This is a genomic window from Spiroplasma endosymbiont of Tiphia femorata (assembly GCF_964020225.1).
Lineage (GTDB): Bacteria > Bacillota_I > Bacilli_A > Mycoplasmatales > VBWQ01 > Spiroplasma_E.
This window is the reverse complement of record NZ_OZ026544.1, coordinates 1,167,702-1,181,116: the sequence shown is the minus strand read 5'-3', so window position 1 is coordinate 1,181,116 and position 13,415 is coordinate 1,167,702. Positions and strand designations below refer to the sequence as shown.

Genomic DNA, 13,415 nt, shown 5'->3' with positions numbered 1-13,415 from the left:
CTATTAAATCTTTGATGAGTATTAAAGGTATTGGTGTTAGTAAGGCTTTAGAAATTTTAAGTTGTTTAGAAATAGTAAAAAGAATAAGAACTATTGAAAGTCAAAAAAAATATTTTAAAATTATTATTCCTGAAGATGTTTTTAATTTAGTTAATGCATATTATCAAAATTTAACGCAAGAACATTTTTATTTATTATTATTAAATAATCAAAATAAATTAATTCATCAAAATTTATTATATAAGGGTACTAATGATACTATGAAAATTGATGTTAAAGATATGTTGCATCTGGCACTTATTCATAAATCAAGTAAAGTAATTTGTATTCATAATCATCCTAGTGGTAATAGTGAACCCTCACTATCTGATTTATATATCACCGAAGAAATTAAAAAAAAATTTTCAGGTTTTTAATATTACCTTAGTTGATCATATTATTATTGGCAAAGGTAATTATTTTAGTATAAATTTAAATAAAAAATATTATAAGTTTAAATAAAAACTTAAAAAAATACATTACTTAAATTTAAAAATATAGTAAAATTATTATGGTTTAGTGTGTAAATAATATTTAACTTACCAAAAATGGACTAGTTATTAAACATAGTTTGTTATTAGATATTGATAAGAAAGGAGAAAATTATGTCAACAATTAAACCAAGCAATGAATCATTTACTGCCCAACCGTCACTATTTGGAAAAATTATGGTTTATTTATCTTTTGTTTTAATATTTCCAATAATTTTATTTATTGTTTCTCGTAATAATTTTCTAAGATTACAACAATCAATTGAAGAAACTGCTTCTGATATTGATGTGCAATTAAAGCGTCGTTTTGATTTATTAACAAAATTAGTAGATGCTACTAAAGGTTATATGAAATTTGAAAAAAGTACATTAACAGATGTTGTATCTTTACGAAGTGGAAAAATGGAAACAATGAGTGATCTTTCAAAAGCAGATAGTGGACTTAATGCAGCTTTTGGAAAATTTAATGCTTTATTAGAAAATTATCCTGATTTAAAAGCAAATACTACTGTTTTACAATTACAATCAGGTGCCAAAGATTGTGAAGATAATATTGCTGCTGCTAGAAGATTTTATAATGCTAATGTTAAGGTGTTCAATAGTAAAATTAAAACCTTTCCAAGTAATGTTGTAGCATCAACATTAAATTTAGTTTCAAAAGATTACTTTCTTGCATCAGATAGCGATCGTCAAGATATTAAAATTGATTTATAAAATTAAATTTATTTTTGAAAATATATTTAAATTAGTTATTTACCCCTTTCTTTAGACAAATAAATTGTTTTGAATAAACATTTATGATTTGTTTAAAGAAAGGGTATTTTATTTAAAATTAAAATTTATATTAATTAGATTTAATTCTTTTATTCTTTTATTATTTATTTCATTTTTTATTTAAGAAAAATTATATTTTGGTATAATCTAACTCATTAAGTAAGTTCTTAATAAATACAAATGCTAATTCACTAGTTAAATTGAGTATTGATATTAATGCAACTAGTAAATTAGCATCATGAAAATCTGAACAATTAGCAATTACTGCGACAGCTTTATTAAAAGGTAATACTGGTGAGCAAAAAGCTAAGTCAAATGATGCTGCGAATTTTTTAGTTAATGTTTTAAAAATTGAAGCAAAAACCGGTGAAGGTGAAAACAGAATATTTGAGGTTAAAAAAACAAATGAAATTAGTATCAATGTTCAATCATATTCACCTGCAATTTCTAAGAAGGCAGGTAATGTTGATTATGTAGTTACTGGTGGAACACTAATTTTTAATTTTCAAAAAAATGATAAATCATTAGGTGATAATTTCTCATTAGATATTTTGGGTCAATCAGATCAAGGATTAGTTACATCAATTTTACCAACTACAATATCAAATGCTAATTTTGAATCTATTCCTGGATTTGTAGCTGGGGAACCAAAATCAAAATTTCCAGTTGGTACAGATTTAACACAATATTTTAAAACTACTGAACTTGAAGGTAAAACAGTAAAAAGTATTGCTGACCTTATTAAACAAGGTGCTTTAAAAATTAAAGTTAGTGAAGCTGCAGAAGGTACAGGAAATTTTGTTAAAGGAAATACCATAAAAGTAAAAATATCAATTGGTGATATTCAATTTGCTACTGAAGAGACTTTATTTATATCTTAATTATTAAAATTAATAAATATAACAAAGAAGAGTGAAATTTCACTCTTCTTTTTATATAGTTATATTTAATTTTATTTAAATGGAGAACTAAAAGGATTACTATTTTGTTTTCTATCTCAATGAGAACTTCCAGATCTTGATTACTTTTATTTTTCATTTCTTCATTTCATTGTCTAACTTGTTTTTTAGGGCTTCACATTGAATGTGTAGAAGGTGGAGCATAATAAACAGTTCTTATGTTTTGTGCTATTTTACTTTTACTTGCTTTTATTTCTTTATCATATAAAACATCACTAGAACAAATGCCAGCATTTGTTGTTCCTTTAGTCTTTGTTTCTATGGCAAATCTATTTCTTAATCTTTGATCTATTTCTAAATTAGTTATCTCATTTCTATTAGCATAGTTGTGCTTTTTTAATTGTTGTTCAGTAAGTTTCACAAATGATTCTGTAACTCCACATATTGTTTGTTCTTCTAGTACAGTTTCTTTTAATCTATTTTGTTGATTTTGCAAATGATATTTAAGTTGTTGTCTTTCTTGAGTTTTAGATTTAAACATTTTTCTTTCATCTTCCCTTTTAAATATAAAAAAACTATTTACTTTTAAAATTAAAGTAATTAGTTTAAAAAAACTTAATATTAAGTTTTTAGTATTTTATATCATAAATGAATATTTTATATGTGTAATTTACTTTTTATTTTTATAATATATTGTGTGTTTTTATTGGTATTATTTTTTTAAGAAAACTAAAAAATATTTTTATAATATAGTTTATTAAAATACAATTCTATTTTTATGTTTAAAAATAATTTGTTTAAAATATAAAAAATATGCTACAATATACAGGCTTAATTTAATGAAAATAAGCAACACATTTGTGAATTCATTGCCTAGTGCTTTTTAATTAAAAAGTGGCCAATGTTAGAAATAAATGGAAGAAAAACAAATTAGAAGGAGACAATATGTCAGTTGTAACACGTGAACAACTCCTTGAAGCGGGAGTTCAGTTTGGTCACCAAACTAAAAGATGAGATCCAAAGATGCGTAAATATATTTTTGGTCAAAGAAATGGTATTCATATTATTGATTTACAAAAATCAATGTGTAAATTAGATGAAGCTTGTCACTTTGTTAAAGAAACTAGTGAAAATGGTGGAAAAGTTTTATTTGTAGGTACAAAAAAACAAGCCAAAGAAGCTGTGCAAGAACTTGCAATTAGTTGTAATTCACCTTATGTAACAGAACGTTGATTAGGTGGTAATTTAACTAATTTTAAAACTATTAAATCAAGTATTAAAAAGTTAATTGATATTGAAAATAAAGAAAAAAGTGGAGAAATTAAACTTTTAACAAAAAAAGAGCAAATGCTAGTAATTAAAGAAAAAGCACGTTTAGAACGTAATCTTGGTGGTATTAGAAATATGTATAAATTACCAGAAGCTATTTTTGTTACTGATACTATTACTAATAAAATTGCTGTCGAAGAAGCAGTTAAACTTGGTATCAAAATTATTGCGATTTGTGATAGTAATTCAAATCCAGATAATATTGATTATATTATTCCTGGTAATGATGATGCTACAAAATCAATTACTTTAATTACAAAGAAAATTGTTGAAGCTATTAATGAAGGACAAAGTGTAAAACCAGTTATTGATAAAAAAGAAATAGTAGTAGAAGAAACTATTAGTCTTGATGAAAATAAAACTGAAAATGTAATTGAAAAAAATAAAGAATAAAGGAGAATAGTTTATATGTCAGAAGTTAAAGTAGATGTTAAATTATTGAAAAGATTAAGAGATACAACCGATTTACCAATTACTGATTGTAAAGAAGCTTTGATGGAAAAAAATAATATTTTTGAAGCAGCACTTTCCCTATTAAAAATTAAAGGTTTAGCAAAAGCAGAGAAAAAAAGTATTAATAAAGCTACTGAAGGGGTTACTAAAGTTGTTATTAGTGGTAATAATGCAATTATTGGTGAATTAAATTGTCAAACTGAACAAGTTGCTGATTTAGAAGATTTTAATGATTTATTTACTAAGATTTTAGAAACAATTTTAAAACATCAACCTAAAACTATTGAAGAAGCTTTAATGTTAAAAGCTGATGGAAGTAGTGAAAGTTTAAATGATGAGATAAGATTTGCTATCGCTAAATTAGGTGAAAATATTGTTTTAAATCGTTTTCAATATTTAAGTAAAAATAGTGATGAAGTTTTTGGTTCATATGTCCATGGTGGTGGTAAATATAGTGGTTTAGTTATTATCAAAGGTGTTGATAAGGAAAGTGATATTCCAAATAATGTTGCTATGCAATTAGTATCAGCAGATGCTAAATACATTGATATTGATCACATACCTGCAACAGTTCGTGATAAAGAATTATCAATTATTAGTGAAAAAACAAAAGAAGAAGAAAAATTGAAAGCAAAAAAACGTCGTGATAATATTCTTGAAAATATTATAAGAGGTCGTTTTGAAAAAGTATTATCTGAATTAACTATTGTTGATCAACTTTATATTAAAGATAATACAATTAAGGTTAAAGAGTATTTAACTAAAAATCATGCTACAATTATAGCTATGATACGTTATCAATTAGGTGAAAAAATTGATAGTTCTGCCAAATAAACATTTAGGAGGTAAATAAAGTGAATTTTCAAATTATATATTATATTGCATTAGTAATGTTTATATTATTATTAGTTATTCTTGGTTGAGGATGATATAGTTTTAATAAACCAAAAACAACTATTAAATTTTTGAATTTAAAATTATTAGTAGCAACATTAATAGTTGGTGTAATTGGTTTAGTTATCTCGATTGTTCCAATTGGAATGCAAGTTTGAACATTTGAACCAGAATATATTAAATCTGATCCTGCTTTTTTAACTTTATTAATAGTAGAGTATATATTTTTAGTTATCATGTTAGGATTAGCATATATTTTTAGTTTTGATTTTGGTATCGCAGTTGATGAACATAATATTTATTTCTTTGGACAAAGCGTTAATACTAGTAAAATTGTTGCATTGGAACAAAAGAAAAATGTTTTAAAAATTGTTTATGAACAGGGTATTAAAAAAATTAAAAAACGTTTAACAATTATTACTCCACAAGCACAACTTTTTGTTAAAGATCATTTAGCACAAAAAGTTATTGCTAACGTTGAATTAGAAACTGTCGCTGAAAGCGCAAATAATGATTCATTATCTAGTGATAACAGTAAATAAATAAGAAGCCACAAAGCAATCTGTGGCTTTTTATAATATTAAATTTAAGGAGGATGATCAAAAATGGAACAATTTAAATATAAACGAATATTATTAAAAATTAGTGGTGAAGCTTTAGGTGATGGTAGTAATGAATTATATAATAATGAAAGTATTGATAATGTTTGTCAACAAATTCAAACCCTAGTTAAGGCAAAAGTAGAAGTTGGTTTAGTAGTTGGCGGTGGTAATATTTGACGTGGTGCTAAACAAGGAGAAAAGATTGGTTTAAAAAGAATTAATGCTGATTATATGGGAATGTTAGCGACTATTATGAATGCTTTGGTAATTGAATCAAAGTTAAAAGCGCTTAACGTAAAAGTTATTGTGCAAACATCATTAGAGATTAATCAAGTTGCTGAACCTTTTTATTACAAAAAAGCTATTAGTAGTTTTGAAAAAGGCTATGTTTGTATTTTTGCTGGTGGTACTGGTTCACCATACTTTACAACGGATACTGCAGCAGCACTTCGTGCTACTGAAATTAATGCGGATATATTATTAATGGCAAAAAATGGCGTTGATGGTGTTTATGATAAAGATCCAAACATTAACAAAAATGCTATTCGTTATTCACATTTATCATATCAAGATATTACTAATAAACAATTAAAAGTAATGGATTTAACTGCTTCAACAATGTGCATGGAAGCTAACTTGAAAATTATGGTATTTGATATTAAGGTTGAAAACAATATCATTAAAGCAGTACAAAATAAAGCAATTGCAACTATTATTAGCAATCAAAATTAACAAATTAAAGGAGAGAAGATAATATGAAACTATTAGATTTTATTTTATCTATTTTACAAAAAAGCAAAACACCAATCAGAATTTTATTTCCAGAAGGAGATAATGAAAAAGTACAGGCAGTAGCTTTAAAAATTATTAATGATAATTCACCTGTTAAAAATTTTATTACACCGGTTTTATTATTTAATAATGATAAAGAAATTCCTAGTAATATTAAAAATTCTAATATTAAAACATTATCTATTGAAGAAAATCAAGTAACAAATTTTACTAATCAATTATATGAATTAAGAAAAGCAAAGGGTTTAACTTTAGAAGCAGCTAATAAATTGGTATTAAGTCGTAATTACTATGGAATGATGTTATTAAATAATAAAGAGGTTAATGGTTTTGTTGGTGGTATTACTTTTACTACTGCTGATATTTTACGTCCAGCTTTGCAAATTATTGGACCAAAAGCAGGTACTAAAACTGTTTCAAGTACATTTATTATGAATAAAAATGAAGAAATATTTTTATTTAGTGATGGTTCAATTAATTTAAATCCAACAGCTGAACAATTAGCAGATATTGCAAAATCTACAATTCACTTTGGTGAACTTTTAGAATTTAATCCAATTAAATTAGCAATGTTATCTTATTCTACTAATACTAGTGGTAGTGGTGAAAGTGTTGATAAAGTACGTAATGCTACTAACTTTGTTCAACAATTAAAATTAAAAAACGTGCAAGTAGCAGGACCAATTCAATTTGATGCTGCTTGAGATCAAGAAGTGCGAAATAAAAAATTCCCAGAATTAACAATTAAAAATCATTGTAATGCATTTATTTTCCCAACTTTAGATGCTGCTAATATTGGTTATAAAATTGCCCAAAGATTAGGTGATTATAAAGCTATTGGTCCTATTGTTTTGGGTTTAAATCAGCCAGTTAATGATCTTTCTCGTGGTGCTACTATTGATGACATTTATTACACAGCATTGATCACTGCTATTCAAACATTAATTAAGAATTAATAAGGAGATAAAACAAATATGTCAGAACAAAATAAAATTTTAGTTATTAATGCCGGAAGTAGTTCTATTAAATTTCAACTTTTTAATGCTATTAATAATGATAAACAACCTCATTTTACTATTCTTTGTAAAGGTTTAGTTGAAAGGATAGCTATTAAAAATAGTAATTTTATTATTGAAATTGCTAATGGTGATAACTTTATTAAACATGAAGTAACAAAAGATATTGCTGATCATGTTATAGGAGCGCAAACAGTAATTGATGTATTAATTGAGTATAAGGTCATTAATAATTTTGATGATATTAAACGAATTGGTCATCGTATGGTTCACGGTGGTCAAAAATTTAATAACTCAATTGTTATTGATGAGAAAGTCATTGCTGGTATCAAAGCATGTATTCCTTTAGCACCATTACATAATCCACCAGCTTTAAAAGGATTATCATCTTTCCAAAAATTAGTTCCACATGCTAAACATGTGGCAGTATTTGATACTTCATTTCATAGTACTATTCCTGAAGAAAAATATCTTTACTCAGTTCCATATGATTGATATAAAACATATGAGGTAAGAAGATATGGATTTCATGGTACTAGTTATCGTTATATTTTAGATAAATTAACTAATATTTTAAATAAACCAAAAGATAAGATTAATGCTATTATTTGTCATTTAGGTAATGGTGCTAGTATTTGTGCTATTAAAAATGGTAAAAGTTTTAATACTAGCATGGGATTAACACCGTTAGATGGTTTAATTATGGGTTCTAGAAGTGGTATCATTGACCCTTCTATTCATGGTTATATGTGTAATGTTAAAGCAGAAGCAACTATTGAAACTGTTACTAATGATTTAAATAAAAGTTCGGGTTTATTAGGAATTAGTGGACATTCTTCTGATTTACGTGATGTTCTTGCAAGTAGTAATGATAAAAACCATAAGTATCATTTACAATCACAATTAGCAATAAAAATGTTTGTGCAAAGAATTGCTAATTATATTGTTCAATATGGTAATGATTTAGATAGTAATATTGATGCATTAGTATTTACTGCAGGTATTGGTGAAAATTCTGCAATTATTCGTCAATTAGTTATTGAGGAAATTAAAGTGTTTACTTTAAAATTAGTAACTAATAAAAATAATGATAAGTATAATGATTACTTAGAAATTAGTGATAAACAATCAGAAGTTCCTATTTTTAAAATTAGAACAAATGAAGAATTAATGATTTGTCAAGATACATATAATTTATTAAAAAATATTTAAAAAATAAAAAAATATATTAAGGTTTTTTATTTTGATATATAATGTTTAAATTAAGTGAAAATACTTAATAATTATCAAATTTTAATTAAAAATAAATACTTTAAAGATTCAAGGAGAAAAAAGTATGGAATTTAAATACATTAAAGAAAAAAATAATCATAAAATTAGTGAGGAAAATCAATATAAAATCTTGGCGGTTGTCAAAAATCCGGAATAAATTAAATCGTTGTAGTCTTATTATAAATTTAGACAAGAAATAATTTGGATTTTTATGAAATTGTAAATTTATCTTACTACTAATTTAAAAATATTACAATTAAAATACTCAATTTTATAAATTATAAAAACATTTTAATAATTTAATTAACATAAATATATAACAAAAATTCTTATTAACTTTTAATTTAATAAGTTTTTTTAATTTTTTATTTTAAAATAAGTAAAATTATGTTTTTAAATTTATTTGATTACATTTAAAAATAACCATTTTTATATAAATAAAAATACTATATGTTCTATTAACAATCATTTCTTTTAAAACATGTCAAATATTTGTTTCAGTAAAATAACCAATATTTCATTTTGCACCTTGATTAACAATACCTTTTTTATTATTTTTAAAATATTGTTTTTTTAACTTTTTATGATTATCTAATTCTTTATATAAATAATCAATTAATTGTTCATATTGACCATTATTAATGAAATCTTTACAATTATTATATTCACTTCAATATTTTCCTTTATTTCCCGCCATTATACCAAGATATAATGTTCTAATTAAATGGAATTTATCTAAAACAAACTCAGCACCAAGATAATCTGCTACATCTTTAATTCATCCAGCACTATCTCCACAAATAATTATTTTTGCTTGTTCAACATTTTCATAAAATTTTTGACAATGTTCTTTAACAAATTCAGCAGTTTTTTTAACTCCAATTGCTGTTCTTGTTGGTCTAATAATTGCTTTTACTCTTTTATTTTGTACTTTATGATTAATATTATCTGTATATGTTGTTATTAATCTCATAGAGTGTTTTATACCTTTACGTTTAAAATCTCAAAACTTTCGATGTCCATCATCAATTGCTACAAAAATAGGTTGATTTTTTTCTAATTTTACTTTTACTGGATTTGCTTCAATTACTTCTAAATTTTTAAAAACTCTATGAACAGTACTAACACTAATACCTGCTTTTTTACAAATAGCACAAATATCATGATATCTTTTTCCATCAGCAAAATATTTAATAATAGTTTGTTCAACATCTTCACCAATTCTTTTATATTTAGGTAATTCTAGTCATTCATCAACTAAACAAACACGAACTCATTTTTGTAATTTTTCATCAAAATATTCATAAATTCTTCTTTTATAAGTTACTAATCCATACATTATTTTTCTTGTTCGATATTGATAATCAACAATTTTATATTTCTTTTTATCTCTTGTATTTTTTATTCTTCAATCTCATTTTTCTCATTTTTTTGTTATATGTTCTAAAACTAATTTATCAATTTTTGCACTTTGTTCTCTAAAATTTCATTTATAATTAAAATTCACATTTACTTCTCCTAACTATTTTAAAAAAATCTAAATTTATTGTAAATATATTTAAAAAATTAATTTACTTAATTATTATATAAATATATAAGTGTAATTTTAAATAAAATAAAAATTATTTAAAAAACCACTTTCATATTTAAAATATAACAAACAATTTCAATATAATTAATAGTATAGGTATCATAAAATAAACGCCTTTAATTTAGACGTTATTTTTGCGTTTAAAAGCATACTTGTAAAAATAATCAAAAATAGTACAATTTATAAGTAAAATCAAGGAAAAAAGGAGTAATTAAATATGAACGAACAAAATACAGAATTACATTATGCTAAAAACATAGCAAAACAAAGAAAAACACAAAGAAATATATTTATTGGGTTATTTTCATTTATGACAATATTATTTATTATTTCAGCAACTGCCTTAGGTCTTGCATGTAAAGACGGAAGACAAAAATTAAGTTTTTATTTAGGACATGACTATACAGCGTACTGGGGGGAGCTGGAACAACAATATGGTCCCATAAATATACGAATGATGATAAACACAAAATAGAGTTATATTTTTCTATTAAACCAGAAAAAAATAGTGATGACATAAAATGAGATGGTATTTATCCAGATGGATATTTTGATAATTAAATTTCTAAATTAATATAAGAAATATTTTCATTATATTTATCAAATAAATTAATATTAGTTAAATTTATTTCTTGTTTATCTGTTAATAAAATAAAATCATAATTTCCAGAACCAAATATTCCACTAATTTCAATCCGATTTAAATTATTAATCGGATTTTCAATTTGTAATTCAAATTCAATATTATTATCAATTTGTAATATTTCTTTATAAAATTCCAATTTAGAAAATAATTGTGATTTATTTGAACCATATAAATTTAAAGCATTTAAAATTTTTGTTTTATCAATAATTGCTCTTGTAAAATATTTTCCATATTCACCATTTCCTAATGTTCAATCAACAGGAATTAATGACGGTATATTATTACTTTCTAATTCATTTGTTATGGATAATCAGTTAAATTGATTATCATCTAGTTTAAATAATTCATTTTGGCTAATATCATTATTTTTCAATTTAATATTATTGATATCTGAAAAATCAAAATATTCAGATTTTAATATTACTTTTACATCCTTATACTGTCAAATTTTATCTTTGGTTGGATGTATTGGACTTGATTTTAATTCAAAGTAATATGGTAATAAAATTTTATTATCATCATTTAATCCTTTATTTATTGATAAAGATGAATAAATATATTTTGATAACATAATAAATATTTGCTTAAATATTTGCATTTGTGGTAAATTTACATAATTTGGATAATCTAATTCTCATTGTTTAAATAAATTAGTAATTACTTCATCGGGTTTTTGTCCTTCAAATTTTGCACGTAAAATTGCTATATCATTTAATGGTTTTCCATTTTTATCATTATATGTAGCACCTTCAAAATTTCTATTGTAATTATATGTATAACTTAGCATATCTAATAATAATTGTTGTAAGCTATCAATTGGTGGTTTGTCACTTATTTCAACTTCAATATCATCAAATTTATCATATGTAGCAATACTTGTATATTCTTTTCCAATTGGACCACTCTGAATTTTTCATACTTCTTTATCTTTAAGTTCTTTCTTTTCTTTTAATGGTCATTCACCAAAAGAATAAGAACTTAAAAAATATCCTAATCAAGCGTGTGTAACTCTTGCATTTTTAATTATTTCTTTTCTTGTTTCTTTACCCCCACCAATAGCAATTAAATCTAAAACTGATTTTTCTTGTCCAATAAATTGTTTTGCTAATTTTCAAGGTAAGATTTGTTCACTAAATCATTGTTGTAATATTCTAACTTTTGGTTGAGTTTCAATAGGCATTGATAATAGCGGAAATGCTATCTTATCCTTGATAAATAACTTTGGGTATACTTCCATATTGTCAACTTCACCAAGTACCTTTATATTGCCGAAAATCATGCTTCTAGGTGCTTTAATTTTTAAACCAATAACTTTTGTATCTTTATCTAATGGTTTTTGTAATTTAATAATAATTGGATAACCATCTCTTGTTTTAAAATCTTTAATTTTAATAATAGTAATACTTTTAGTACTTCTTGTTTTTGGATTTTGATAAGGTTGTGAATAATTATTAATGATATATAAATTATCAATATTATTTTCAATTAATGGTTCATTTATACTAACTGCATATAATTTAAATTGATTTAATAAATTTATTTCTTGAAAAATTAAATTTTTAATATCAGTCATACTATATTCAATTGTATTATCATTAATATTTGTGCTAGCTCTTTGATTTAATTGCATAGTAAAGTCTGATGTTTCAACAGCAATAGTTTTTAATACTTTATCAATATCAATAAAACCAATTTTAATAGTATTTGCTGAAAATCTTAAACTATTATTTTCATTATTTTTAAATAAACGTTCAATTTCATAAATATAAATTGTTCTTTTTTTAAATTCATCGTATGCTCTATTAATATCTGGGTCACTAGTAGCACTCATCATATTAGTAAAATCATAAGGAATATTATCAATTAAATAATCATTTTCTACTTCTGCTTGATTAAGTTTAGTTTGCTTCTGTTTCTGTGGAAACTTTGTTTGTGGTTTGTTGTTGTCTTCCATTGTTATCTCCTATTAATTGGTTATTTTCTGGATTAAATAATTTTAATTTAACTGTTAAATTATTAATTTCTTGTTCATCATTAATATTAAATGTTTTACTATTTAATAAATCTTTATCTATACTTACTAATATTTGAATAAATTTAAGAATATCAATATTAAATTGTCATAATTTTTGTTCAATATAATTAATAGTTGAAATATTTACTGCTGTACTTTCAGGTACTGATTGTTGTGCAGATTTCTTTTGACTTGGTATATGAATACCACAACGTTTAAATATTTCATTAACATTTCAATCATATATATCAGTTAAATTTTTACCTTTAAAATTACTATTTGTCATATTGATATTTTCGTTTTGTTCATTATTATCTCCACCACTTTTAAATATGTAGTTTTTAGTAACTAATGTTCTTACTGCATCTTCAATTAAAGATTGAACATTACCATAAGTTTGACTAAATATAAATTTAGGTGAATTTAAAATGGTATCTAAAACAATTTGTTCATAAATAACATCTAATGCTTTAATCTTATCCATTACTTTATTACAATCTGCTAACTCATTTGCTTTATTTCGCATAATTGATATTGGTATATAATTAATATTTAATGTTTGTTCTTGTTCTAAATTAGGGTTATTAATATATGATTTAAAAT

At 23.7% G+C, this 13,415-nt stretch carries 15 protein-coding genes; 11 read left to right on the top strand and 4 right to left on the bottom strand.

The genetic code is table 4. The features are described 5' to 3' along the window. The first annotated feature begins 14 nt into the window (after window positions 1-14). From AACK83_RS07290 to AACK83_RS07280, 4 genes are all read left to right on the top strand, one after another. Window positions 15-416, top strand: coding sequence for a JAB domain-containing protein (locus AACK83_RS07290; RefSeq protein ID WP_338957362.1), 402 nt, complete (start codon window positions 15-17; stop codon window positions 414-416). Further along, entirely contained in the window at window positions 343-501 is a 159-nt protein-coding gene (locus AACK83_RS10635; RefSeq protein WP_422397097.1) for a JAB domain-containing protein, read from the top strand. Before AACK83_RS07290 ends, AACK83_RS10635 begins: the two co-directional genes overlap by 74 nt. A gap of 143 nt (window positions 502-644) precedes the next feature. Further along, window positions 645-1,244 (top strand): LemA family protein, encoded by a 600-nt coding sequence (locus AACK83_RS07285; RefSeq protein ID WP_252319773.1) that lies wholly within the window; start codon window positions 645-647, stop codon window positions 1,242-1,244. A gap of 260 nt (window positions 1,245-1,504) precedes the next feature. Continuing rightward, entirely contained in the window at window positions 1,505-2,185 is a 681-nt protein-coding gene (locus tag AACK83_RS07280; protein WP_338957358.1) for a hypothetical protein, read from the top strand. On the opposite strand, the gene AACK83_RS07275 is transcribed toward AACK83_RS07280, so the two are convergent. After that, entirely contained in the window at window positions 2,175-2,744 is a 570-nt protein-coding gene (locus AACK83_RS07275) for a hypothetical protein (RefSeq protein WP_338957355.1), read from the bottom strand. The genes AACK83_RS07280 and AACK83_RS07275 overlap by 11 nt on opposite strands. A 404-nt stretch (window positions 2,745-3,148) precedes the next feature. Here AACK83_RS07275 and rpsB point away from each other — a divergent pair, with 404 nt between their 5' ends. The 6 genes from rpsB (at window position 3,149) to AACK83_RS07245 (ending at window position 8,501) form a co-directional block, all read left to right on the top strand. Then, the gene (gene rpsB / locus AACK83_RS07270; protein ID WP_338957352.1) at window positions 3,149-3,925 is read left to right on the top strand and encodes a 30S ribosomal protein S2; all 777 of its coding nucleotides are present in this window, start codon (window positions 3,149-3,151) and stop codon (window positions 3,923-3,925) included. A 15-nt stretch (window positions 3,926-3,940) separates the two neighbouring features. Continuing rightward, on the top strand, window positions 3,941-4,819 hold the full coding sequence (gene tsf / locus AACK83_RS07265; protein ID WP_338957349.1) for a translation elongation factor Ts: 879 nt from the start codon (window positions 3,941-3,943) through the stop codon (window positions 4,817-4,819). A 20-nt stretch (window positions 4,820-4,839) separates the two neighbouring features. Further along, on the top strand, window positions 4,840-5,421 hold the full coding sequence (locus AACK83_RS07260) for a hypothetical protein (protein WP_252319747.1): 582 nt from the start codon (window positions 4,840-4,842) through the stop codon (window positions 5,419-5,421). 63 nt (window positions 5,422-5,484) lie between these two features. Next, the gene (pyrH, locus tag AACK83_RS07255; protein WP_338957346.1) at window positions 5,485-6,213 is read left to right on the top strand and encodes a UMP kinase; all 729 of its coding nucleotides are present in this window, start codon (window positions 5,485-5,487) and stop codon (window positions 6,211-6,213) included. Window positions 6,214-6,236: 23 nt separating this feature from the next. Continuing rightward, complete coding sequence (gene pta / locus AACK83_RS07250; protein WP_338957344.1) at window positions 6,237-7,229, top strand: phosphate acetyltransferase; 993 nt, start codon at window positions 6,237-6,239, stop codon at window positions 7,227-7,229. 18 nt (window positions 7,230-7,247) lie between these two features. Next, window positions 7,248-8,501: an acetate kinase gene (locus AACK83_RS07245; protein WP_338957342.1), complete on the top strand. Its 1,254-nt coding sequence runs from the start codon at window positions 7,248-7,250 to the stop codon at window positions 8,499-8,501. A gap of 445 nt (window positions 8,502-8,946) precedes the next feature. Here AACK83_RS07245 and AACK83_RS07240 read toward each other — a convergent pair whose 3' ends face one another. Next, window positions 8,947-10,068 carry an Mbov_0401 family ICE element transposase-like protein gene (locus AACK83_RS07240; protein ID WP_338957340.1) on the bottom strand — a complete coding sequence of 374 codons (1,122 nt, stop codon included), beginning with the start codon at window positions 10,066-10,068 and terminating at the stop codon, window positions 8,947-8,949. A 301-nt stretch (window positions 10,069-10,369) separates the two neighbouring features. Between AACK83_RS07240 and AACK83_RS07235 the strand changes: the two genes are divergently transcribed. Then, window positions 10,370-10,627: a hypothetical protein gene (locus tag AACK83_RS07235; RefSeq protein ID WP_338957338.1), complete on the top strand. Its 258-nt coding sequence runs from the start codon at window positions 10,370-10,372 to the stop codon at window positions 10,625-10,627. An 82-nt stretch (window positions 10,628-10,709) separates the two neighbouring features. On the opposite strand, the gene AACK83_RS07230 is transcribed toward AACK83_RS07235, so the two are convergent. Together AACK83_RS07230 and AACK83_RS07225 are read right to left on the bottom strand one after the other, a co-directional pair. Next, entirely contained in the window at window positions 10,710-12,752 is a 2,043-nt protein-coding gene (locus AACK83_RS07230) for a hypothetical protein (protein ID WP_338957335.1), read from the bottom strand. Further along, window positions 12,697-13,338, bottom strand: a complete 642-nt coding sequence (locus AACK83_RS07225) for a hypothetical protein (protein WP_338957333.1) — start codon at window positions 13,336-13,338, stop codon at window positions 12,697-12,699. Before AACK83_RS07225 ends, AACK83_RS07230 begins: the two co-directional genes overlap by 56 nt. Window positions 13,339-13,415 lie beyond the last annotated feature (77 nt).